At 72.9% G+C, this 22,604-nt stretch carries 17 protein-coding genes; 13 read left to right on the top strand and 4 right to left on the bottom strand.

From position 1 onward, the window contains the following. The first annotated feature begins 19 nt into the window (after nucleotides 1–19). The 4 genes from ACFWZH_RS15545 (at nucleotide 20) to ACFWZH_RS15560 (ending at nucleotide 4,462) form a co-directional block, all read left to right on the top strand. Nucleotides 20–631 carry a response regulator transcription factor gene (locus ACFWZH_RS15545; RefSeq protein WP_003948568.1) on the top strand — a complete coding sequence of 204 codons (612 nt, stop codon included), beginning with the start codon at nucleotides 20–22 and terminating at the stop codon, nucleotides 629–631. 361 nt (nucleotides 632–992) lie between these two features. Continuing rightward, nucleotides 993–1,568, top strand: coding sequence for a sigma-70 family RNA polymerase sigma factor (locus tag ACFWZH_RS15550; protein WP_018090849.1), 576 nt, complete (start codon nucleotides 993–995; stop codon nucleotides 1,566–1,568). 140 nt (nucleotides 1,569–1,708) lie between these two features. Continuing rightward, nucleotides 1,709–3,211: an IMP dehydrogenase gene (guaB, locus tag ACFWZH_RS15555; RefSeq protein WP_384430030.1), complete on the top strand. Its 1,503-nt coding sequence runs from the start codon at nucleotides 1,709–1,711 to the stop codon at nucleotides 3,209–3,211. Between the two features lie 135 nt (nucleotides 3,212–3,346). Further along, on the top strand, nucleotides 3,347–4,462 hold the full coding sequence (locus ACFWZH_RS15560; protein WP_384430033.1) for a GuaB3 family IMP dehydrogenase-related protein: 1,116 nt from the start codon (nucleotides 3,347–3,349) through the stop codon (nucleotides 4,460–4,462). A gap of 76 nt (nucleotides 4,463–4,538) precedes the next feature. On the opposite strand, the gene ACFWZH_RS15565 is transcribed toward ACFWZH_RS15560, so the two are convergent. Continuing rightward, nucleotides 4,539–5,789, bottom strand: coding sequence for a nucleotide sugar dehydrogenase (locus ACFWZH_RS15565; RefSeq protein ID WP_384430036.1), 1,251 nt, complete (start codon nucleotides 5,787–5,789; stop codon nucleotides 4,539–4,541). Nucleotides 5,790–6,038: 249 nt separating this feature from the next. On the opposite strand from ACFWZH_RS15565, the gene ACFWZH_RS15570 reads away from it, so the two are divergent. Next, nucleotides 6,039–7,745, top strand: a complete 1,707-nt coding sequence (locus tag ACFWZH_RS15570; RefSeq protein ID WP_384430039.1) for a glycerol-3-phosphate dehydrogenase/oxidase — start codon at nucleotides 6,039–6,041, stop codon at nucleotides 7,743–7,745. Nucleotides 7,746–7,787: 42 nt separating this feature from the next. Here the strand turns inward: ACFWZH_RS15570 and ACFWZH_RS15575 are convergent, their stop codons facing one another. Further along, the gene (locus tag ACFWZH_RS15575; RefSeq protein WP_384430042.1) at nucleotides 7,788–9,029 is read right to left on the bottom strand and encodes a serine hydrolase domain-containing protein; all 1,242 of its coding nucleotides are present in this window, start codon (nucleotides 9,027–9,029) and stop codon (nucleotides 7,788–7,790) included. 189 nt (nucleotides 9,030–9,218) lie between these two features. On the opposite strand from ACFWZH_RS15575, the gene ACFWZH_RS15580 reads away from it, so the two are divergent. From ACFWZH_RS15580 to ACFWZH_RS15590, 3 genes are all read left to right on the top strand, one after another. Then, nucleotides 9,219–11,330: a serine/threonine-protein kinase gene (locus ACFWZH_RS15580; RefSeq protein WP_384430045.1), complete on the top strand. Its 2,112-nt coding sequence runs from the start codon at nucleotides 9,219–9,221 to the stop codon at nucleotides 11,328–11,330. 222 nt (nucleotides 11,331–11,552) lie between these two features. After that, a complete protein-coding gene (locus ACFWZH_RS15585; RefSeq protein WP_384430048.1) occupies nucleotides 11,553–13,802 on the top strand; it encodes a protein kinase in 2,250 nt (749 codons plus the stop codon). 129 nt (nucleotides 13,803–13,931) lie between these two features. Next, nucleotides 13,932–14,429, top strand: a complete 498-nt coding sequence (locus ACFWZH_RS15590; RefSeq protein WP_384430238.1) for a MepB family protein — start codon at nucleotides 13,932–13,934, stop codon at nucleotides 14,427–14,429. Here ACFWZH_RS15590 and ACFWZH_RS15595 read toward each other — a convergent pair. Next, nucleotides 14,426–15,952, bottom strand: a complete 1,527-nt coding sequence (locus tag ACFWZH_RS15595) for an AMP-binding protein (RefSeq protein WP_384430051.1) — start codon at nucleotides 15,950–15,952, stop codon at nucleotides 14,426–14,428. The two genes, ACFWZH_RS15590 and ACFWZH_RS15595, sit on opposite strands and share 4 nt — an antisense overlap. 158 nt (nucleotides 15,953–16,110) lie before the next feature. On the opposite strand from ACFWZH_RS15595, the gene ACFWZH_RS15600 reads away from it, so the two are divergent. The 4 genes from ACFWZH_RS15600 to ACFWZH_RS15615 all read left to right on the top strand — a co-directional run bounded on the left by ACFWZH_RS15600 (nucleotide 16,111) and on the right by ACFWZH_RS15615 (nucleotide 20,405). Further along, nucleotides 16,111–17,322 carry an amidohydrolase family protein gene (locus ACFWZH_RS15600; protein ID WP_384430054.1) on the top strand — a complete coding sequence of 404 codons (1,212 nt, stop codon included), beginning with the start codon at nucleotides 16,111–16,113 and terminating at the stop codon, nucleotides 17,320–17,322. After that, on the top strand, nucleotides 17,322–18,476 hold the full coding sequence (locus ACFWZH_RS15605; protein WP_384430057.1) for an acyl-CoA dehydrogenase family protein: 1,155 nt from the start codon (nucleotides 17,322–17,324) through the stop codon (nucleotides 18,474–18,476). Before ACFWZH_RS15600 ends, ACFWZH_RS15605 begins: the two co-directional genes overlap by 1 nt. Nucleotides 18,477–18,483: 7 nt before the next feature. Next, nucleotides 18,484–19,473, top strand: a complete 990-nt coding sequence (locus ACFWZH_RS15610) for an acyl-CoA dehydrogenase family protein (RefSeq protein ID WP_384430060.1) — start codon at nucleotides 18,484–18,486, stop codon at nucleotides 19,471–19,473. Nucleotides 19,474–19,946: 473 nt separating this feature from the next. Then, nucleotides 19,947–20,405, top strand: coding sequence for an ATP-binding protein (locus ACFWZH_RS15615; protein WP_384430062.1), 459 nt, complete (start codon nucleotides 19,947–19,949; stop codon nucleotides 20,403–20,405). 282 nt (nucleotides 20,406–20,687) lie between these two features. Here ACFWZH_RS15615 and ACFWZH_RS15620 read toward each other — a convergent pair whose 3' ends face one another. Beyond that, a complete protein-coding gene (locus ACFWZH_RS15620; protein WP_384430065.1) occupies nucleotides 20,688–21,614 on the bottom strand; it encodes a cyclase family protein in 927 nt (308 codons plus the stop codon). 82 nt (nucleotides 21,615–21,696) lie between these two features. On the opposite strand from ACFWZH_RS15620, the gene ACFWZH_RS15625 reads away from it, so the two are divergent. After that, nucleotides 21,697–22,602 (top strand): SDR family oxidoreductase, encoded by a 906-nt coding sequence (locus tag ACFWZH_RS15625; protein WP_384430068.1) that lies wholly within the window; start codon nucleotides 21,697–21,699, stop codon nucleotides 22,600–22,602. Nucleotides 22,603–22,604 lie beyond the last annotated feature (2 nt).

The following is a 22,604-nucleotide window of genomic DNA, read 5'->3' on the forward strand; positions in this document are numbered from 1 at the left end:
TCAGCTGCGGAGGGCGGTCATGACTTCCGTCCTCGTCTGCGACGACTCCCCGCTTGCCCGAGAGGCGCTCCGTCGGGCGGTTGCGACCGTGCCCGGCGTCGAGCGTGTGACGACCGCGGCCAACGGCGAGGAAGTCCTCCGCCGCTGGGGTGCCGATCGTTCGGACTTGATCCTGATGGACGTGCGGATGCCCGGTCTCGGCGGTGTCGAGACCGTGCGCCGGCTGCTGTCCGCCGACCCCGGCGCCCGGATCATCATGCTCACGGTGGCCGAGGACCTCGACGGTGTCGCGCTCGCGGTCGCCGCCGGTGCCCGCGGCTATCTGCACAAGGACGCCTCGCGCGCCGAGCTGCGGGCGACGGTGACCCAGGCGCTGGCCGACCCGACGTGGCGGCTCGCCCCGCGCCGGCTGCGGTCCGCCGAGATGGGTGCCGCCCCGACGCTCACCGCCCGCGAGATCCAGGTGCTGGAGGGCATGAGCCACGGCCGCTCGAACGCCGAGATCGGCCGGGAGCTGTTCCTGTCGGAGGACACGGTCAAGACCCACGCCCGGCGCCTGTTCAAGAAACTCGGCGCCTCCGACCGTGCGCACGCGGTCGCGCTCGGCTTCCGCTGGGGACTGGTCCGCTGACCTGCTGTGCAAACGGGGTTACGGCGCCCGCCCGCTGAAGCGGGCAGCGAACGTCGTAACCCCGCCGCGTCGACGCCCGGCGCCGAAACCTCACGGGATGCCGCATCCTTGGAGGTGTGACTCCTCCCCGGCGGAGGCCGGGGCTTCTCACTCGGCCAGAAGAGACCTCATGACGGACAAGGCCTGCCCGGCGCCGTACGGCACGCAGACAAGCTACCGGCGAGGGCTCGCGGTCGGCATGGGTACAACCCGAACGGGGGAGGCGTGGAACGTGGGTGCTAGCGCGACGGCTCGTAACGGTTCGGGGCACAACGACGGGGGCAGTGCCGCAGATCGTTCGGCACCAAGGCACCATGGACCGATGCGCGATGACGGGAAGCAGGAGATCGGCGATCTCGTCGCACGCGCAGTCGAGGGCGACCAGCGGGCCACCCACGACCTCCTGGCCCATGTGCACCCGCTCGCCCTGCGCTACTGCCGTACCCGGCTGTCGAGGCTGCCGGGCGACGCCCGGCACTTCGTCGAGGACCTGGCGCAGGAGGTGTGCGTCGCGGTGCTCTGCGCGCTGCCGCGCTACCGCGACACCGGCAAGCCCTTCGAGGCGTTCGTCTTCGCCATCGCCGGGCACAAGGTCGCGGATCTGCAGCGCGCCGCGATGCGGCACCCCGGCAGCACGGCCGTGCCGTCCGACGAGATGCCCGAGCAGCCCGACGACTCCCTCGGCCCCGAGGAGCGGGCGCTGCTGAGCAGCGACGCCGAGTGGGCCAAGAAGCTGCTGGCGAACCTCCCGGAGAACCAGCGCGAGCTGGTCCTGCTGCGGGTCGCCGTCGGGCTGACGGCCGAGGAGACCGGCCAGATGCTGGGGATGTCGCCCGGTGCGGTACGGGTCGCCCAGCACCGTGCGCTGAGCAGGCTGCGGGCGCTCGCCGAGCAGTAGGCGCGGGCCCGGAACGGGCGGCGTGATGTCGCCGTAGAAATGCACAAGTGACGAGGCCCTCATCGCTCGTGGATTGGGACACTTCTCTAGGCCGTTAGCATGGGAGTCCGCGCTGAGGCAAGAGCATTGGGGAAGGTGTCATGAGTGACAACGTCGACGGTATGCCCGCCAAATTCGCCATGCTCGGGCTGACCTACGACGACGTGCTGCTGCTGCCCGGCGCGTCGGAGGTGCTGCCGAACGCGGTGAGCACCGCGTCCCGGGTCTCGCGCAACGTCACGGTGAACATCCCGCTGCTGTCCGCGGCGATGGACAAGGTCACCGAGGCGCGTATGGCCATCGCCATGGCGCGGCAGGGCGGCGCGGGCGTGCTCCACCGCAATCTGTCCATCGAGGACCAGGCCAACCAGGTCGACCTGGTCAAGCGCTCCGAGTCCGGCATGGTCACCGACCCGATCACGGTCCGCCCGGACGCCGACCTCGCCGAGGCCGACGCGCTGTGCGCCAAGTTCCGGATCAGCGGTGTGCCGGTCACCGACGCGGCGGGCAAGCTGCTGGGCATCGTCACCAACCGCGACATGGCCTTCGAGATGGACCGCCGCCGGCAGGTCCGCGAGGTCATGACGCCGATGCCGCTGGTCACCGGCAAGGTCGGCATCTCCGGCGAGGACGCCATCGAGCTGCTGCGCCGCCACAAGATCGAGAAGCTGCCGCTGGTCGACGACAACGGTGTGCTCAAGGGCCTGATCACGGTCAAGGACTTCGTCAAGGCGGAGAAGTACCCGAACGCCGCCAAGGACGCCGAGGGCCGGCTGGTCGTCGGTGCCGCGGTGGGCGTCGGCGACGCGGCGTACGACCGGGCGCAGGCGCTGGTCGAGGCCGGCGCGGACTTCCTCGTCGTGGACAGCGCGCACGGCCACAGCCGCGGCATCCTCGACATGATCGCCAAGGTCAAGTCCAACATCAGCGTCGACGTCGTCGGCGGCAACGTCGCCACCCGGGACGGCGCCCAGGCGCTGATCGACGCGGGCGCGGACGGTGTGAAGGTCGGCGTCGGACCGGGCTCGATCTGCACCACCCGGGTCGTCGCCGGCATCGGCGTCCCGCAGGTCACCGCGATCTACGAGGCCGCGCAGGCGTGCCACGCGGCCGGGGTCCCGCTCATCGGCGACGGCGGTCTGCAGTACAGCGGCGACATCGCCAAGGCCATCGCGGCCGGCGCGGACACCGTCATGCTGGGCTCGCTGCTGGCCGGCTGCGAGGAGTCGCCCGGCGAGATGGTCTTCATCAACGGCAAGCAGTTCAAGTCGTACCGCGGCATGGGCTCGCTGGGCGCGATGCAGTCCCGTGGCCAGGGCAAGTCCTTCTCCAAGGACCGCTACTTCCAGGACAACGTGCTCTCCGAGGACAAGCTGGTCCCCGAGGGCATCGAGGGCCAGGTGCCCTACCGCGGCCCGCTCGCCTCGGTGGCCCACCAGCTCATCGGCGGTCTGCGCGCCTCCATGGGCTACGTCGGCTCCGCCGACATCCCCGAGCTCAAGGAGAAGGGCCGCTTCGTGCGGATCACCACCGCGGGCCTCAAGGAGAGCCACCCGCACGACGTCCAGATGATCACCGAGGCGCCGAACTACGCACGGCGCTAGCAGCCGACGTCGGGCCCCGCTCCGCTGGAGAGGGCCCGGCACGGCCTACCGTGGAGCCCGCGGCCGGACCCCGGCCGCGGGCTTCGACGCGTCGGGGATACTGGAACGGCAGACAAAGAGGGAAAGGCCACACACGTGACTGAGATCGAGATCGGGCGCGGCAAGCGCGGCCGCCGGGCATACGCATTCGACGACATCGCCGTCGTACCCAGTCGCCGCACCCGCGACCCGAAGGAGGTCTCGATCGCCTGGCAGATCGACGCCTACCGCTTCGAGCTGCCGTTCCTGGCCGCTCCCATGGACTCGGTGGTCTCCCCGCAGACCGCGATCCGCATCGGTGAGCTGGGCGGCCTGGGCGTCCTCAACCTGGAAGGGCTGTGGACCCGCTACGAGGACCCGGAGCCGCTGCTCGCCGAGATCGCCGAGCTGGACGGCACCGCGGCCACCAAGCGGCTGCAGGAGATCTACGCCGCGCCGATCAAGGAAGAGCTGATCGGCCAGCGGATCAAGGAGGTGCGCGACGCGGGCGTCGTCACCGCCGCGGCGCTCTCCCCGCAGCGCACGGCGCAGTTCTCCAAGGCCGTCGTGGACGCCGGTGTCGACATCTTCGTGATCCGCGGGACGACGGTCTCCGCCGAGCACGTGTCGTCGGCCGCCGAGCCGCTGAACCTCAAGCAGTTCATCTACGAGCTGGACGTCCCGGTGATCGTGGGCGGGTGCGCCACGTACACCGCCGCGCTGCACCTGATGCGGACCGGTGCCGCCGGTGTGCTGGTGGGCTTCGGCGGCGGCGCCGCGCACACCACGCGCAACGTCCTGGGCATCCAGGTCCCGATGGCGACCGCCGTCGCCGACGTCGCCGCGGCCCGTCGCGACTACATGGACGAGTCCGGCGGCCGGTACGTCCACGTCATCGCCGACGGCGGTGTGGGCTGGTCCGGTGACCTCCCCAAGGCGATCGCCTGCGGTGCCGACGCGGTGATGATGGGCTCCCCGCTGGCCCGTGCGACGGACGCGCCCGGCCGCGGCCACCACTGGGGCATGGAGGCGGTCCACGAGGACGTGCCGCGCGGCAAGCGGATGGACCTCGGTGTGGTCGGCACGACGGAGGAGGTGCTGCTCGGGCCGTCCACGACGCCCGACGGCTCGATGAACTTCTTCGGTGCGCTGCGCCGGGCGATGGCCACGACCGGGTACTCGGAGCTCAAGGAGTTCCAGCGGGTCGAGGTCACCGTCGCGCCGCGGCGGTAGTCCCCGCGTTCCCCCCTTCGCGGAGCCCGGTCGCACCACGGTGCGGCCGGGCTCTCGCCTGTGCGGCACGGCGCCGTCACAGCCGGTGGGCCGCGCCCGTGGGGGTGGCGCCCCGGGTGTCCAGCAGGAGCTGGGCCTTCACCGACAGGCCCTGGAGGTCGTAGGTGCGGTGGGGCTGCAGCAGCACCGTCAGATCCGCGGCGGCGGCGGACTCGTAGAGCGAGTCGGCGCGGGGGACCGGGCGGTCCAGGACGGTCCAGCGCGGGACGTAGGGGTCGTGGTAGGTGATGTGTGCGCCGAGTTCCATCAGGCGCGAGGCGATCTCCCAGGCCGGGGAGCCCGCCTGGTCGCCGACGTCGGGTTTGTAGGTGACGCCGAGGAGCAGGACGCGGGCCCCGCGCGCGGACTTGCCGTGCTCGTTCAGCAGGGTGGCGCAGCGCTGGATGACGTAGCGGGGCATGCGGCCGTTGACCTCCTGGGCGAGCTCGACCATGCGGAGCGGATAGCCCAGTGAACGGCCTTTGTAGGAGAGGTAGTTGGGGTCGACCGGCGCGGCGTGGCCGCCGACGCCGGGGCCGGGGCGGAAGGACTGGAAGCCGAACGGCTTGGTCTCGGCGCAGCGGATGACGTCCCAGAGGTCGACGCCGATGTCATGGCAGAAGACCGCCATCTCGTTCATCAGGGCGATGTTGACGTGCCGGTAGTTGGTCTCCAGCAGCTTGGCGGTCTCGGCCTCGCGGGGGCCCCGGGCGCGTACGACCTTGTCGGTGAGGCGGCCGTAGAACGCCGCGGCGGCCTCCGTGCAGGCGGGGGTGAGGCCACCGATGACCTTGGGGGTGTTGGCGTAGCGGTGGGTGCGGTTGCCGGGGTCGTGGCGGCCCGGGGAGCAGGCGAGGTGGAAGTCGCGTCCGGCGACGAGGCCCGAGCCCGCTTCGAGCAGGGGGCGCAGGAATTCCTCCGTGGCGCCCGGGTAGGCGCTGGATTCGAGGATCACCGTGGTGTGCGGGCGCAGCTGTGCGGCCAGGGTGCGGGCGGCGTCGGCGATGGCGGTGAGGTCCAGGGCGCGGTCCTCGCCCAGTGGCGTGGGCGCGCAGATGACGGCGGTACGGACCCGGCCGAGGGCGGTGGGGTCGGTGGTGGTGCGAAAGCCGGCCGAGAGCAGCCGGCGCAGTTCGGCGGCGGACAGCGGCCCGTCGGCGCCGCCGGTGAGGGCGGCGGCGTGCGGGTCGGGGTCGTAGCCGAGGGTGCCGATGCCGGCGGCGGTGGCCGCCTGGGCGAGGGGGAGGCCGAGGTGACCGAGTCCGATGACGGCGAGATCTGCGGGCATGCTGCGGCCTTCCTTTCCGAGCGACTGCGGGTGGCGGATTCGGATGAGGATGCGGAAAGCGCATGACGGAGATGGATAGTGCATAAGTAGACTAAGCGGATATTTGGCCCAGAATGGGGATTGGTGGATCAAGGTGGCCGGGTGTTGCCACCGTGAGCGGAGGGTGGCTCGCGGCACGTAGCGCGGACAGAATCGACGGACGGGGGCGTGTCCCCGACCACAGTGGCCCGACGGCAACGGGAGGCAGCGGTGAAGACAGCGACACTGGGACCGGCACAGCGGGCCGAGGCGCTCGCCCGAATGGCGGAGCGGGAGCTGGACATCCTCGTGGTCGGCGGCGGAGTCGTCGGGGCCGGGACCGCTCTGGACGCGGCGACGCGCGGTCTGTCCACCGGACTGGTGGAGGCGCGCGACTGGGCCTCGGGTACGTCCAGCCGGTCGAGCAAGCTCATCCACGGCGGTCTGCGGTACCTGGAGATGCTGGACTTCGCGCTGGTGCGAGAGGCGCTGAAGGAGCGGGGGCTGCTGCTGGAGCGGCTGGCGCCGCATCTGGTCAAACCGGTGCCGTTCCTCTACCCGTTGCAGCACAAGGGCTGGGAGCGGTGGTACGCGGGATCGGGCGTGGCGCTGTACGACGGGATGTCGGTGTCGTCGGGACACGGCCGGGGGCTGCCCGTCCACCGCCATCTGTCGCACAAGCGGGCGCTACGGGTGGCGCCCTGCCTGAAGAAGGACGCGCTGGTCGGCGCGCTCCAGTACTACGACGCGCAGATGGACGACGCGCGGTATGTGGCCACGATCGTGCGGACCGCGGCCGCCTACGGGGCGCAGGTCGCCAACCGGGCGCGGGTGGTGGGCTTTCTGCGCGAGGGCGAGCGGGTGGTCGGCGCGCGGGTGCAGGACGTCGAGGGGGGCGGCGACTACGCGATCCGGGCGCGGCAGATCGTCAACGCCACCGGGGTGTGGACGGACGACACCCAGGCGCTGATCGGTGAGCGCGGGCAGTTCCACGTACGGGCGTCGAAGGGGATCCACCTGGTGGTCCCCAAGGACCGGATCCACTCCACGACCGGGCTGATCCTGCGGACCGAGAAGAGCGTGCTGTTCGTCATCCCGTGGGGGCGGCACTGGATCGTGGGGACGACGGACACGGACTGGGATCTGGACAAGGCGCACCCGGCGGCGTCCAGCGCGGACATCGACTATCTGCTGGAGCACGTCAACGAGGTGCTGGCGACGCCGCTGACCCGGGACGACGTGGAGGGGGTGTACGCCGGGCTGCGGCCGCTGCTGGCGGGGGAGTCGGACGCCACCAGCAAGCTGTCGCGCGAACACACCGTCGCGCATCCGGTGCCGGGCCTGGTGGTGGTCGCGGGCGGCAAGTACACGACGTACCGGGTGATGGCCAAGGACGCCGTCGACGAGGCGGTGCACGGGCTCGACCAGCGGGTCGCGGAGTGTGTGACGGAGGACGTGCCGCTGGTCGGGGCCGAGGGCTACAAGGCGCTGTGGAACGCGCGGGCCCGGACCGCGGCGCGTACCGGACTGCATGTGGCGCGCATAGAGCATCTGCTGAACCGCTACGGGGCGCTGACCGAGGAGCTGCTGGAGCTGGTGGTGGCCGACCCTTCGCTGGGCGAGCCGCTGGCGGCCGCGGACGACTATCTGCGCGCCGAGGTGGTCTACGCGTGCACGCACGAGGGCGCGCGGCACCTCGACGACGTGCTGACGCGGCGGACCCGGATCTCGATCGAGACCTTCGACCGGGGCACCCGCAGCGCCCGCGAGGTGGCCGAGCTGATGGCCCCCGCGCTGGGCTGGGACGGCGACCAGGTCGAAAAGGAGATCGCGCACTACCAGAAGCGGGTGGAGGCGGAGCGCGAATCGCAGCGGCAGCCGGACGATCTGACGGCGGATGCGGCGCGGCTCGGGGCGCCGGACATCGTTCCGCTGTAGGGCCTGTCGGACGGGCCAGGGTCAGGGCCGGGTCCGCGGACCTCAGGTGCGCGGCCGGGCGCAGAACTCGGCCGTCAGCACGTCGGTGCCGTGCACCGGGTGGGCCAGTGCGTCGGTGTTGACCCGGTAGCTGACGAGGTGGCGGCCGTCGGCGCTGCCCGCCGTCTGGGCGAAGGAGCCGTTGATGTCGCCGGTGTGCCCCCAGACGGTGACGCCGCAGGGCAGTTCGGTCGCGAAGAGGCCGAGGCCGTAGACGCCGCCGGTGTGCTTGTCGCTGCGCAGCTGGGCCATCTGGCGCGGCGCCAGGAGCTTGCCGCCGAGCAGCGCGGAGTAGAAGCGGTTGAGGTCGCCCAGCGTGGTGACCATCTCGCCGGCCGCGCCGGCCCGGCTGGGGTCCAGGGACGTGGCGTCCACCCGCCGGGCGCCGACGGCGGAGTACGCGCGGCCGTGCGGCGTGGGCAGCACCGGATCGGTGCCGGGGAAGGAGGTGTGGTCGAGCCGGGCGGGGACGATGATGCGGCGGCGGATCTCGGTGGCGTACGAGTGGCCGGTGACCGCCCTGATGATCAGGCCGAGCACCAGGTAGTTGGTGTTGGAGTAGGAGTAGCGGGTGCCGGGGGCCGCCACCGGCGGGTGGCTCAGGGCGATCCGCAGCAGCTCGGCCGGGGTGTGGCTGTCGTAGCGGTGGGCACCGAAGCCCTTGCCTTCGAGCTGCCGGGAGAGCCGGGAGTCGTCGGTGTAGTTGAACAGGCCGCTCGTATGGTCCAGCAGCTGGCGGACCGTCACTCTCCGCAGGTCGCCGCGGTCGCCCGGCCCCGTGACCGGTATGTCCTCGGGCAGGTGCGCGGCCGCGGTGTCGTGCAGGGTCAGCCCGCCCTCGGCGACGAGCTGCAGGACCACGGTCGCGACCAGGGTCTTGGTGAGGCTGCCGGCCCGGAAGTGGTCCGGCTCGCCCATCCTGCGGCCGCTGCGCAGATCGGCGACACCGGCCGTGGTGAAGCGCGAGGCGGCGAAGCGGCCGTCGCGGGTGACGAGGGAGGCCGCGCCCGGCGCGCCGTCGGCGACCAAACGGCGCAGCGCGGGCAGTGTCGTCGCCGGCTGTTTCCGGGCGGTTGCCACCGGATCGACGGGGGTGACCTGACCGCGGGCGGTGCAGGCCGCCAGGGCCAGCGCGGCCAGGGCGGCGAGCACGCCGGTGCGCGCCGGCGCGCGGCGGCGGCCGGCCGGCCGTGGCGCCGAGCCGAGGACGCCGGCCGGAACCGGGCGGGGCGGGCCCATCGTCATCCAGACTCCCGTTCGTCGCGGCCATCATGACGGGTGCGCGACGGTGACCGGCACCGACCCGGGCCTTCCGCACGGCCGCGGATGAGGGAGAATGAAGGCTCTGCCAGGGTGGGTTGTCCGAGTTGGGCCAGTTTGGTGATCGATGTGTCACAAAAGCTGCCAACTCGGCTGGATTGCAGAGGGGATTCAGTGGGCGACAAGGTCGAGATGGACGGCAAGGAGGGCAGGCTGCTCGCCGGCCGGTACCGGCTCGCCGATGTTCTCGGCCGGGGCGGTATGGGCACCGTATGGCGGGCGCGCGACGAGGTCCTGGGCCGTACGGTCGCAGTCAAGGAACTGCGCTTCCCGGGCGGGGTCGAGGAGGACGAGAAGCGTCGTCTGATCACCCGCACGCTGCGCGAGGCCAAGGCGATCGCCCGGATCCGGAACAACGGCGCGGTGACGGTCTACGACGTGGTCGACGAGGACGACCGGCCGTGGATCGTGATGGAGCTGGTCGAGGGCCGCTCGCTCGCCGAGGTCGTCCGCGACGACGGGCCGCTCACCCCGCGCCGCGCCGCGGAGGTCGGTCTCGCCGTGCTCGACGTGCTGCGCTCCGCGCACGGTGAGGGCATCCTGCACCGCGATGTGAAGCCGTCCAACGTCCTGATGTCCGACGACGGCCGGGTCGTGCTCACCGACTTCGGTATCGCCCAGGTCGAGGGCGACCCCTCCGTGACCTCGACCGGCATGCTCGTCGGCGCCCCCTCCTACATCTCCCCCGAGCGCGCCCGCGGCCAGAAGCCGGGCCCGCCGGCCGACCTGTGGTCGCTGGGCGGTCTGCTGTACGCCTGCGTCGAGGGCGTGCCGCCGTACGACAAGGGCTCGGCGATCGCCACGCTGACGGCCGTGATGACCGAGCCGGTCGAGCCGCCGAAGAGCGCGGGCGTGCTGGAGGAGGTCATCTACGGCCTGCTGGTGAAGGACCCGGCGGCCCGGCTCGACGACGAGGGCGCGCGGGCGCTGCTGCTGGACGTCGTGCACGCCCCGGAGCAGACCGCGCCGGAGCCCCCGATGGACGCCACCCGGGCCATGGTGCTGCCGACCGCGCCCGAGAAGCGCGGTGCGGCCAAGCCCAAGAGCACGGCCAAGCCGAAGGCCGCCCCGAAGACGCGGGTGACGCGGCCGAAGGCGAAGCCGGCGGCCGGCCCGGCGGCCGAGCCGGGGGCGAAGAGCACGGCGGGTGCGAACGGCCACGGCGCGGCGGGTGCGGCCACGGCCGGCGCCGCCAAGACGGCGAGCGCCGCGGCGCGCGCACCCGAGCGCCCGCGGAAGGCGGCCGAGGGCTCGGCCGCTTCGCGTACCTCGCCCTCCAAGGGCTCGACGGCGCAGGGCGCCCCGGCCGCCCGTGGCGGCTTCGACACCGACGCCGCCAAGGAGCGGCTGCGCGGCGCCCTGCAGTCCGTACGCAACGCCGCGGCCGCCGCCGCGGCCCGCTCGGACTCCAGACCCGGAGACGGGAGCCGCCCGTCCACCGCACGCGCGTCGCTGACCGACGTCGTCCCGCGCCGCACGCTGGTCGTCGTGGCCGTGGTCGTCGCCCTCGCGGTGCTGGGCACGGTCCTCGCCGTCGCGCTGAGCGGCGACGACACGGGGGAGAAGGGCGGCAAGGCGTCCGGCGGCGGTGACAAGACGTCCTCCGCCGGCCGGTCCAAGCCCTCGACCGAGTCGGACAAGGACGACGAAAACGCCGGCGGCGACGGCGCGGAGCAGCCCGGTGGGCAGCAGCCCGCCACCCCGGCCGCCGACGAGGGCGGCGAGAACGGCGACGGCGGCAAGGGCGGCGGCAACGGCGGCAAGGCCGTGCCGGCCGGCTTCGCCGAGGTCTCCAACGGCAGCTTCCACTTCCGTATGGCGATGCCCAAGGGCTTCCACCAGACCGATACCGCGGGGGCGAACTCCGGCGCCATATACAGCGCCTCGGGCGGCTTCCCGCGCGTCCAGGTCGACTACAACGCCGAGCCCGGCGACGACGCCGCGGCGGCCTGGCGCAGCCTGGAGCCGAGCGTGCGCGGCTCCAGTGACGACTACCACCTGATCGGCATCAAGTCGGTGAAGTGGCGGGGCTATCCGACCGTCGCCGACTGGTCGTTCACCCGCAAGCAGAGCGGCCAGAAGGTGCGGGTCCTCAACCGCGGGTTCCGGGCCGACGACCAGCACGGTTACGCCATCATGATCACCTGCAAGGCGGACGCCTGGTCGGACAAGGCGTGCCAGGAGCTGATCGCGACCGCGTTCAGGACCTTCGCGGTGACGGACTGAGCGAAGAGCGTGGTGCGTGTGGTGCCAGGCGGAGATGGCGCGCGTCGTTCGGCCGAGCGGGCCGCAACCTCCGGTGCGGGCACGTATCGTGAGACATCTGAGACATCGAGACCGTACGCATCCGCAATCGGCGGGAACACGACCGGAAGTGACCATCGGCTTCGGTGCCGGCGGGCGGCTCCGGCGCGACGGTAGACACAGCGCGCGCTGCGGGGAGGCGTCGTGGACGAGTACGCAGGAAGGGTGCTCGCCGAGCGCTACCGCCTGCCCGCGCGGCCCCTGGGCGACGACGACTTCACCGAGACCCGGGCCTTCGACACCTACAGCGGGCAGGAGGTCCTGATCCGTCAGGTCCCGCTGCCGGAGGTCGTCGAGGCGGAGGTCGTCGGGGCACCGGCGGCCGGACACGCCGAGCAGCGCTCCGGCGGCGGCACCCGCTTCGGCGGCGGGCGGGCGGCGGGGGCGGCCGACCGCAGCCCCCGGGACCCCGCCGTGCGACGGGCGCTTAAGGCCGCCACGGCCGTGGCGCAGCTGCCCGACCACCCCCGGCTGGAGCAGGTCTTCGACGTCTTCGCGCAGGACGGCAGCCTGTGGATCGTCGGTGAGCTGCTCGCCGCCCGTCCGCTGGCCGCGCTGCTCGCCGAACGGCCGCTGTCCCCGCACCGCGCCGCGGAGATCGCCGCGGATCTGCTCACCGCGCTGCGCGTGCTGCACGCGGACGGCCGGCTGCACCGCAACATCACCACCCGTACGGTCCTGGTCTGCGACGACGGCCGGGCGATCCTGACCGGTCTGGCGGCGGGCGCGGCCCAGGAGGCGCTGTGCGGATACGATTCGCCGGCCGAGGCCGGGGTGACGCTCACCAAGTCCCGGGCGGCCGGCTCCGCCCCGGGCGGCGCCACCGCCGACGACGGCGAGCCGGCCGCATACGGCCGTCCCACCACCGCACTGGCCGCCGAGCGCGCGCGGCAGGCGCGGCTGACCGTCATCGGCCCGGTCACCGAGCGCTGGGCGCCCGAGCAGGCCGGACCGGTGCACGAGAAGTGGCAGTTGGCGCCGCCGGTCGGACCGGCCACCGATCTGTGGGCGGTCGGCGCGCTGCTGTTCCGCAGTGTGCAGGGGCATCCGCCGTTCCCCGAGGACAGCGCCGTCGAACTGGCGCAGCTGGTCTGTTCCGAGCCGCCCGCGGTCGCCGAGGAGTGCGGGGCGCTGCGGCCGGTCGTGGAGTCCCTGCTGCGTCAGGACCCCGCCGACCGGCCCGACTTCGAGGAGCTGCGCGGCTGGCTGCGCTCGCTGATCCGTACGGCGCCGGAGCCGGCGGGCGGCACTCGACTGGTGACGATGCCGGCGCTGGAGCAGGGCGGCGATCCACGGCGGCTGCCGATCCTGCGGCGCCGCGGCGAACTGGTCCGCAGGGGGCGGCACAAGAAGGGCCGCACCCCCCGGCGGGCGCAGTCCCACCCGGCGTCCGCCGCCCCGGCCCAGACCCCCGCCACCGCCCCGGTGCCGCCCCGCCGTACGGCGCCGGCCTCCGAGCAGGCCTTCCCTCCCCCGAGCTCGAAGGAGCAGGCCAGCCCCCCGTCGCCGCCGGCCCGCCTGTCCCGCCCCCCGAAGCAGCCCAAGCCGCTGCGGGAGCCCAGACCGGCCCGCACCGCCCGGCTCGGCAGACCGCCGAAGCCGCCGGGGCGGTCCAGGACCTCCGACCGGGACCTGTACGAGCAGCAGATGCTGGGCCAGGTGGGCGTGGCGGCCGAGGCGCGGCCGGCCCGGCCGCCGCGCGGCGCCCCGCGCAACCTCGGCCGGCTGCTGCTCACCGCGATCCTGCTGCTCCTCGTCTGCGCGGTGATCTACGCGATGGCGTTCATGCCGAAGGCCGGCGAGAACGCCAGGGCCAAACGGGGCGGCGCGGACCGCACGGCCACGTCCGGCGCGGCGCCCGACGCCGGCCGCACACCGTCCGGCGACCCCGACGGCGGCGCGCCCGGCACCCCGGCACCGGGGACCACCGCGCCGGCGGAGGTCGCCGAGGGCTTCGAGGTGCGCACCGACCCCAAGGGCTTCCAGATCGCGGTCCGCAAGGGCTGGCAGCGGCGCGGGGCGACCGCCCAGGGCCAGGTGCGCTACGTCGGCGGCGACTATGAGCTGCTGGTCGTGCCCGGCCGCGACACGACGGCGAAGTACGGCGCGGACCCGATGGCGTATCTGCAGAACAAGGAGCCCGAGCTCGCCCCGTACCGCGCCTCCAGCTGGGCCTCGGCCTCCGGCCTGCGGCGGATCGACGTCGGCCGGACGGCGATGGCGGAGGGCACGTTCTCGTGGCGCGACGGCAGCGGCCGCGAGGTCTACGTACGCAACCTCGCGATGATCCACCAGGGCCGCTACCACCTCGTGCTGGTCATCGGCCCGGACGGCGGGCGCCGTGAGGTGGACCGGCTCTACGAGCAGGCGACGAGCGCCTACCGGCCGGGCTGAGCCGCGCGCGCCACCGGCGCCGCGCCGGCGCGAGGGTGATGGCACGATGGCGGGGTGACGACGCAAGACGGGACCACTGCCGAGCGCCGGGCGGCGGACGCCGCGAGCACCTGGCCGAGCGCGGGGCCGCTGCACGACGAGCTGCTGGCGGCGCGGGCCTCGGTCTACGACCCGTGCGGATTCCGCTGCTCACGGCCGGTGCCCGAGGCGGAGAGCGCCGAGTACGGTGCGCACGCCTTCACGGTGGACGGCCGGGCCGTCAGGTTCCGGGTGGGCAAGACCACCCCGACGAAGGTCGGCCAGTTCGTCACGGTGTGGAAGCGGTGCGACGGCGGCCCGATCCAGCCCTTCGACGCCGCCGACGCCGTCGACCTCTTCGTCATCAGCACACGGGAGGGAGCGCACTTCGGGCAGTTCGTCTTCCCGCGCGAGGTGCTGGCCGAACGGGACGTCGTGTCGCGCGACGGCACCGGCGGGAAGCGGGGGTTTCGCATCTACCCGCCGTGGGTGACCACGACCAGCCGCCAGGCCCGTCACACCCAGAAGTGGCAGACGGCCCACTTCCTGACCGTCCCGGAAACCGGATCGGTGGACCTCGCCCGCGCCCGGGCGCTGTACCGCGCCTAACGGGCACCCCCGAGCCGGTCCCGCAGCTCCCCCTTCAGCACCTTTCCCAGGGTCGCCCCGCGGGGCAGGGCGTTCAGTACCTCCAGCTGTTCGGGGAGTTTGTGCGGGGCCAGGCCCTGGGAGCGCAGGTGGGACACGACCGCGGTGAGCGTCAGCCGGGCGGTTCCCGGTGGCTGTTCGACGACGGCGCAGACCCGTTCGCCGCGTGCCGGATCGGGCAGGCCGATGACGGCCGCGCCGGCCACGTCCGGGTGCCGGTGGAGCAGCTCCTCGATCTCCTGGGCGGAGATGTTCTCGCCCTTGCGGATGATGACGTCCTTGAGCCGGCCGGTGACCACGAGGTGGCCGGTGGGGGTGAGCCGTCCGAGGTCGCCGGTGGGCAGGAAGCCGTCGGCGTCGAAGGGGGAGGGCTCGCCGAGGTAGCCGCGGCAGACCGCCGGGCCGCGCAGCAGTATCTCCCCGGTGCCGGGGGCGATCCGGATCCGCATGCCGGCGGGTGGGCGACCGGCGGTCGTGGCGAGTCGGCCGGGGCTGTCGAGGGGGTCGCCCATGGTCACCATCGGGGCCTCGGTCATGGCGTAGCCGTGGGTGAGCCGGCAGCCCAGGGCCGCGACGACCTCGTGGTACAGCGCGGGCGGCAGCGGCGCGCCGCCGCCGGCCAGCAGCCGCAGCGACGGCAGCAGCCTGCGCCCCGGCGGCAGCTTGCGCGCCTCGGCCAGGAAGAGGGAGTAGAAGGCGGTGGAGCCGCCGGCGACGGTGACCTGGTGGCGGCGGTAGGCGGCGAGTGAGCCGGGCAGCTCGAAGTGCTCCAGCAGCAGTGCGGGGATGCCGCGCAGCAGGAGCATGACGGTGTAGTCGGGGCCCGCGACATGGGCGTAGGGGAAGGCCATCGAGCCGATGTCGGACGGGCCCGGCCGCAGCGCGTCGGCCAGCTGGCGGCCGGCCGTGCGCAGGCTGTGGTCGGTGTGCAGCACGCCCTTGGGGCCGGCGGTGGTGCCGGAGGTCCAGTAGATCCAGCGGACCTCGTCGGCGTCGGTGGGCGGCGGGGGCAGCACGGCGGGGTCGGCGTCGGGGAGGCTGCCGGGGCTCTGGTCGTACGCCGTGACGACGGTGGGCGGGCCGGGCAGGGCGGCGGCCAGGCGGTGTGCCATCGCGCCGTGGTCGAAGCCGCGCCGGACGCCGGGGACCAGGTAGAAGGCCGCCGCGGTGCGGCGCAGCACCTGGCCCACCTCCAGGTCGCGGTAGAGCGGGACGACCGGGCTCTGTACGGCGCCGATCCGGGCCAGTGCGAGGCTGAGCAGCACGGTCTCGATGCGGGTCGGCAGCTGCCAGACGACCCGGCTCCCGGGCCGTACCCCTCGCTCGTACAGGCCGGCCGCCACCCGTTCGGCGCGCCGGTGCAGCGCGCCGAAGGTGATCCGCCGCTCGTGCCGGGCCGCCGCCGCTCCCTGGATCAGGGCCGCGGCGCCGGGGGTGCGGGCGGCCCGCCACGCCACCAGGTCCCACAGGGTGCTGCCGGTCATCCGCCCTCCCCTCCCCTTGCTGACGGTACGTCAGATTCGGTGCAGAGGTTAGGGGTCGGCTCCTTGTCGGTCCAGAGGGTGCGGGGCTAGCCTCTTTTCTGACGGTGCATCAGATATGGCTGAACCCGGCCGCCCGGACACGGGGTGAGGGGACAACGATGGGGAACCCGATGGAGCTACCGCGCATCATCAGCGTCGACGACCATGTGATCGAGCCCGCGCACCTCTTCGAGACCTGGCTGCCGAAGAAGTACCGGGACCGGGGGCCGAAGCCGCTGACCGCCGGCATCGGCGACCTCGCGTACGTCGGGGGCAAGTACCAGATCACCATGGACCCCGACGGGCCGCCGACCGACTGGTGGATCTACGAGGACCTGAGGTTCCCGTACAAGCGCAACATCGCCGCCGTCGGCTTCGACCGGGACGACATGACGCTGGAGGGGATCACCCGCGCGGAGATGCGGCCCGGCTGCTGGGACCCGGCCGAACGCCTCAAGGACATGGACCTCAACCACGTCGAGGCGTCCCTGTGCTTCCCGACCTTCCCGCGCTTCTGCGGCCAGACCTTCGCCGAGGCGCACGACAAGGAGGTCGCCCTGGCCTGCGTGCGCGCGTACAACGACTGGATGGTCGAGGAGTGGTGCGGCTCCAGCGGCGGCCGCCTCATCCCGCTGTGCCTCATCCCGCTGTGGGACATCGACCTGGCCGTCGCGGAGATCGAGCGGAACGCGGCGCGCGGGGTCCGGGCGGTCACCTTCTCCGAGATCCCCACCCACCTGGGGCTGCCCTCGATCCACTCCGGCTACTGGGACCCCTTCTTCGCGGCCTGCCAGGAGACGGGCACGGTCGTGAACATGCACATCGGCAGCAGCTCCCAGATGCCGGCCGCGTCCCCCGACGCCCCGCCCGCCGTACAGGCCTCGCTCTCCTTCAACAACGCGATGGCCTCGATGATGGACTTCCTCTTCAGCGGGGTCCTGGTGAAGTACCCGCGCATGAAACTCGCCTACTCCGAAGGGCAGATGGGCTGGATCCCCTACGCCCTGGAGCGCGCCGACGACGTCTGGGAGGAGCACCGTGCCTGGGGCGGGGTGCGCGACCTGATCCCCGAGCCGCCGTCCATGTACTACTACCGGCAGATCTTCTGCTGCTTCTTCCGCGACAAGCACGGGGTGGCGTCGCTGGACGTGGTCGGCCGGGACAACGCGACCTTCGAGACCGACTACCCGCACGTCGACTCGACCTTCCCGCACACCAAGGAGGTCGCCCTCGACCATGTGAAGGGCCTGGACGACGAGACGGTCCACAAGCTCATGCGGGGCAACGCGATCCGCATGCTCGGCCTGGACCTCGACGACACGGTCCGCTGATGGACCTGTCCTACGCGCCGGAGGAGGAGGACTTCCGGGCGCGGCTGCGGGCATGGCTCGCGAAGGCGCTGCCGACGCTCCCCGCCAGGCCCGCCGCGACCGACTGGCCCGGCCGGCGGGCGTACGACACGGCCTGGCAGCGGATGCTGTACGACGCCGGATACGCCGGGCTGCACTGGCCGCGGGACGCCGGCGGGCAGGGCGCCACCCCCACCCAGCACCTGATCTTCCTGGAGGAGACCGAGCGCGCCGGCGCCCCCTATGTGGGCGCCGGCTTCGTCGGGCTGCTGCACGCCGGGCCGACCATCGCCGCCGAGGGCACCGCCGAGCAGCGCGCCCGCTGGCTGCCGCCGATCCTGCGCGGCGAGGAGGTCTGGTGCCAGGGCTTCAGCGAACCGGACGCCGGGTCCGACCTCGCGGCGCTGCGCACCAAGGCGGTACGCGACGGTGACGGCTACGTCGTCAGCGGCGCCAAGATCTGGACCTCGCACGCCGAGGTCGCCGACTGGTGCGAGCTGCTGGTCCGCACCGACCCCCAGGCGCCCCGGCACCACGGCATCAGCTGGCTGGCGATGCCCATGGACGCGCCGGGGGTGACCGTCCGGCCGCTGCGCACCCTCGCCGGGTCGACGGAGTTCGCCGAGGTGTTCCTCGACGAGGTCCGGGTGCCGGTCTCCCACCGGATCGGCGCCGAGAACGACGGCTGGCGGGTGACCATGGTGACGCTGTCCTTCGAGCGCGGCACCGCCTTCGTGGGAGAGGTGGTGGCCTGCCGGCGGGTGCTCGGCGCGCTCGCCCGTACGGCCCGTGCCAACGGCCGCTGGGACGATGCCGTGCTGCGCCGCAGACTCGGCCGGCTGAGCGCGGACTTCGCGGCGCTGTGGCGGCTGACCCAGTGGAACGTGAGCGCGGCCCAGCGGGGCGGCGGCGTCCCCGGGGCCGGCGGCTCGGTCTTCAAGCTGCGCTACTCGCACGCCCGCCAGGAGCTGTACGACGCGGCGGCCGAGGTGCTGGGCGCCGGGGCGCTCGACGCCGACCAGGAGTGGATCGCGGATCGGCTGTCGTCCCTGTCGTACACCATCGCGGCCGGTACCTCGCAGATCCAGCAGAACATCGTCGCCGAGCGGATCCTCGGCCTGCCGAAGGGGCGGTGAGGCGCCGGTGGACTTCCAACTCACCGACGACCAGCGGGCGTTGCGCGACGGTACGCGGGAGCTGCTGGCCGGCCGGTTCGACCGGGAACGGCTGCGGGCGGCCGTCGAGGACCCCGCGCCGGACCGTGCGCTGTGGCGGGAGCTGGGCGCGGCCGGCTTCTTCGCGCTGCGGCTGCCGGAGGCGGCCGGCGGGGTGGGGCTCGGACTGCCGGAGGCGGCGTTGGTCTTCGAGGAGGCCGGGCGGGCGCTGCTGCCCGGGCCGCTGGTGGCCTGCCAGCTGCTGGCCGGGACGGTGGACGGCGTCGCGACCGGTGAGCGGATCGTCGGGCTGTGCGACGGCGCGCGGGAGCCGGTGCTGTGGGAACACCCGGGCGGTTGCGACGAGTTGGTCGTCGTGACGGAGGCCGCGACCGGGGCGGGGGTGGACGCGGGGGGCACACAGGGGCGCACGATCGGCGCGTTCCGTAGCGCGCCGGACCAGGTGTCCTGCGCTCCGTTCGCCTCCGTCGACCCGCTCACCCCGCTCGCCCGTATCGCGCACGCCCCGCGCATGGCCCCCCTCGCCGGCCTGGACCTGCCCCGCCTGCGGCGCGAGGCCGCGCTGCTCACGGCGGCCCAGCAGCTCGGCAGCGCGGCCCGCACGGTGGAGATGGCCGTCGCCCACGCCCGCGAGCGGGTGCAGTTCGGTGCGCCCATCGGCTCCTTCCAGGCGGTCAAGCATCTGTGCGCGCAGATGCTCGTACGTGCAGAAATCGCCCGAAGTGCGGTATATGCCGCATCGGTCACGGGTGGTGGTCCGGACGTGACGGGCGCCAAGCTGCTCGCCGACGAGGCCGCGGTGCGCAACGCGCGGGACTGCCTGCAGGTCCACGGCGGGATGGGCTTCACCTGGGAGGCCGATGTCCATCTGCACCTCAAGCGGGCCTGGCTGCGGGCCGAGTGCTGGGGCACGGCGGCCGAGGCGGAAGAGACGCTGGCGGCGGGCCTGATCGACTGACCGCGGGCGGGTGCGGCGGCGAGGGGCGGTGAGCGGTGGACGGCGATGTCAGACTCTGGCAACCCGTGTGCGAAATGTCGGACCCACCACACAGAAGCGGTCACGGAGGGTCGATATCGGGTTGTGTCCTAGGCGTGACTCGTCACAGGGGGGAGTCGGCGTTCCGCTCGGGTACTCTCCGTTGGGTGCGAGTGGTTCTGTGGCGCAACGAACCCGGTGCCGTCGGAGCGACGGTTCCGGGGTGCGGACTGCGCGCCGCTCGCCTTGGGCAGGGGCCCGGTAATCCCCCTTGTTCGACTCCCCGCAAAGTGCGTCGCACAGTATGCAGCACGCATACTCCCTTGCGCTGGAATATGCCCGAAGCGCTTGTTGGGGTGACTGAACGTCAACCATGCTGTGCTTCACCGGGGTCACGCACCGTGACTCCGTGGAGGCGCGAGGCGATGTTTCCGCCGGTTCGGATGGTGTGAGCGGTGCAGGTGCTTCAGGTGCAGTTGGACGTACGACCCGACCCCGCGGAGGTCGGCAGAGCCCGGCGGTGGGCCCGCTCGCGGCTCGTGGGGTCCGGCATAGGGCCCGACGAACCACTTGCCGAGACGTTGATCCTGCTGATCTCCGAACTCGTCACCAACGCCGTGGTGCACACCGGCGCGGCGGCCGAGCTGCGGATGTGCTTCTCCGGCTCGGGCGCGGTGGTGGGGACGGTCCGTGTGGAGGTGGTGGACGCCAGTGCCCGCCCGCCGCGCCAGCGGCACGCCGACGGTGACGACACCAACGGGCGCGGCCTGGAGCTGGTCGACGGCCTGGCGGACCGCTGGGGCTGGCAGCCCGAGGGTGCCGGCAAGCGCATCTGGTGCGAAGTGGACCGCGGCCGGCCGCTGCTGATGGCGACCGGCACGGATCTGGGGCATTTGAGCCCCATTGCTCCTTGATGAATCTGGACCAAGGCGGATAAATCGGGCGCGACGCGCCGAGCTTCGGGAATTTAGTCCAGACCAGGTGTTGACGTGGCGTGCCCAGTTGATCACTCTTGGGTGGAGCGGTTCGCGGGAGGGGACGCCGAGGGTGTGGGGGGAATCGGGTGTATGCCCGGTCCTTGCCTCGGCGAGTGCGGATCGCGGCCTGGTGGGTGGCGGTCCGCGGTGCCGTGCTCGGGGCGCGCATGAGCGCACCGCCACCTGGCCGGCCGAGTGCCGGCCGAGCGCCGGGCGGAGTCAGAGGATCGCGACGGGCGCGACCGGTGCGCCGGATCCGCCGACGAACGGCTCGGCCGGCGCCGAGAGGAAGAACGCATAGCGCCCCGCTTCCGCGCAGGCCGTCGACAGCTCCTCCAGGTTCCAGTTCTGGCCCTGCAGCATGCCCATCTCGACGAGGTGGAGCGCATGCACCGCCAGCCACAGGTTCTCGATCTCCGGCGGGAAGATCTCGAAGGTCAGGGTGTCGTTGGCGACCGCGGCGACATCGCGCGCACGGAACCACTCCGGGGTGCGCAGCGACAGTCCGGGCGAGGGGAACGCGTAGGCCTGCCGGTCGCCGTCCAGATAGTGCCGCACCTGCCCGGTCCGCACGAGGACGATGTCGCCGGCCCGGACCGTCGTGCCGGCCAGCTCCTCGGCGGCGTCCAGGTCCTGCGGGGTGACGGCGTGCCCGCCGGGCAGCCGGTCGGTGCCGTGTGCGCGGGCCACGTCCAGAAGGACGCCGCGGGAGGCGATCGGGGTGGCCTTCTCGATGCCGAGGGCACTGGCCCCGTGGTGGGCGGTGATCGAGTCGGCGGGGCGGTTGTTGTAGAGGCGGCCGGAGTGTGAGACGTGGGTCAGGCCGTCCCAGTGGGTGGCGGCCTGGAGGCCCATGGTGACCGCGTCGTCCGAGGTGGCGACCGTGTCCGGACCGAAGATCTCCTGGTTGATGGCGGTCATGGTGTGCAGCGGGTTGACCCGGCCCGGGATCATGCCGGTCTGTACGCCGTCCTGCTGGAGCGGGAGGGCGAGGGGGATCCGGCGGCCGCTGCGGACGCAGCCGGCGGCCTCCCGTACGACCTGCTCGGTGATCAGGTTGAGGGTGCCGATCTCGTCGTCCGCCCCCCAGCGCCCCCAGTTGTTCACGCGCTGGGCGATGTCGTGGAAGTCCTGCGGCAGGGGCATGGCGGCCTCCGGGGTCTTGTGTTTGACGCACGGCTGCCCAAAAATCTAACGGTCCGTCAGAAACTGCGGGAAGGGGCGCGGCATGGGGAACTTCTTGGCCGGCAAGGTGGTCGCCGTCACCGGCGCGGGGCGCGGCATCGGTCGCGCCGTCGCGCTGGCCTGCGCCGCGCACGGCGCCCGCGTCGTGGTCAACGACTACGGCGTCTCGGTCGACGGCGGCGCTCCGAACAGCGAGGTCGCCGACGCGGTGGTCAAGGAGATCGAGGCGGCGGGCGGGGAGGCGGCCGCGGTCGCCGACGACGTCTCCACCATGGCCGGCGGCCAACGGATCGTGGACACCGCGCTGGCGCGGTACGGGCGGATCGACGGCGTGGTGTGCGTGGCCGGGATCCTGCGCGAGCGGATGCTGTTCAACATGTCCGAGGAGGAGTGGGACCCGGTGGTCGCCACGCACCTCAAGGGCACCTTCACCGTCTTCCGGGCGGCGGCCGCGGTGATGCGGCGCCAGGGGTCGGGGACCCTGGTGGGCTTCGCCAGCGGCAACCACCAGGGGTCGGTCTCCCAGGCCAACTACGCGTCCGCGAAGGGCGGGATCATCTCGCTGGTCCGCAGTGCCGCGCTGGGCCTGCACAAATACGGGGTGACCGCCAACGCGGTGGCGCCCGTCGCCCGGACGCGGATGTCGGCGAACGTGCCGATGGAGCTGAAGGAGATCGGCGAGCCGGAGGACGTGGCGGCGTTCGTCGTCTATCTGCTGAGCGAGCGGGCGCGCGAGGTCACCGGCCAGGTCTACACGGTGGCGGGCCCGAAGATCGCGGTGTGGGCCCAGCCGCGGGAGCTGCGCGCGGTGTACGCGGACGGCGGATGGACGCCGGAGAAGGTCGCCGAGGTGGTCCCCGGGGCGGTGGGCGCCGATCCGATGCCGATGCTGGAGCAGCTGGAGGCGATGGCGGCGGCCGCGGCGGCCAAGGCCCGGCCCAACCGGTAGCA

Origin of the sequence: Streptomyces sp. NPDC059008 (assembly GCF_042749045.1) — a bacterium.
Lineage (GTDB): Bacteria > Actinomycetota > Actinomycetes > Streptomycetales > Streptomycetaceae > Streptomyces.

Coding starts and splice junctions, on each gene's coding strand:
- ACFWZH_RS15545 (WP_003948568.1), top strand. CDS start 20: ATGACTTCCGTCCTCGTCTGCGACGACTCCCCGCTTGCCCGAGAGGCG.
- ACFWZH_RS15550 (WP_018090849.1), top strand. CDS start 993: ATGCGCGATGACGGGAAGCAGGAGATCGGCGATCTCGTCGCACGCGCA.
- guaB (WP_384430030.1), top strand. CDS start 1,709: ATGAGTGACAACGTCGACGGTATGCCCGCCAAATTCGCCATGCTCGGG.
- ACFWZH_RS15565 (WP_384430036.1), bottom strand. CDS start 5,789: ATGCCCGCAGATCTCGCCGTCATCGGACTCGGTCACCTCGGCCTCCCC.
- ACFWZH_RS15575 (WP_384430042.1), bottom strand. CDS start 9,029: ATGACGATGGGCCCGCCCCGCCCGGTTCCGGCCGGCGTCCTCGGCTCG.
- ACFWZH_RS15595 (WP_384430051.1), bottom strand. CDS start 15,952: ATGACCGGCAGCACCCTGTGGGACCTGGTGGCGTGGCGGGCCGCCCGC.
- ACFWZH_RS15600 (WP_384430054.1), top strand. CDS start 16,111: ATGGGGAACCCGATGGAGCTACCGCGCATCATCAGCGTCGACGACCAT.
- ACFWZH_RS15605 (WP_384430057.1), top strand. CDS start 17,322: ATGGACCTGTCCTACGCGCCGGAGGAGGAGGACTTCCGGGCGCGGCTG.
- ACFWZH_RS15620 (WP_384430065.1), bottom strand. CDS start 21,614: ATGCCCCTGCCGCAGGACTTCCACGACATCGCCCAGCGCGTGAACAAC.
- ACFWZH_RS15625 (WP_384430068.1), top strand. CDS start 21,697: ATGGGGAACTTCTTGGCCGGCAAGGTGGTCGCCGTCACCGGCGCGGGG.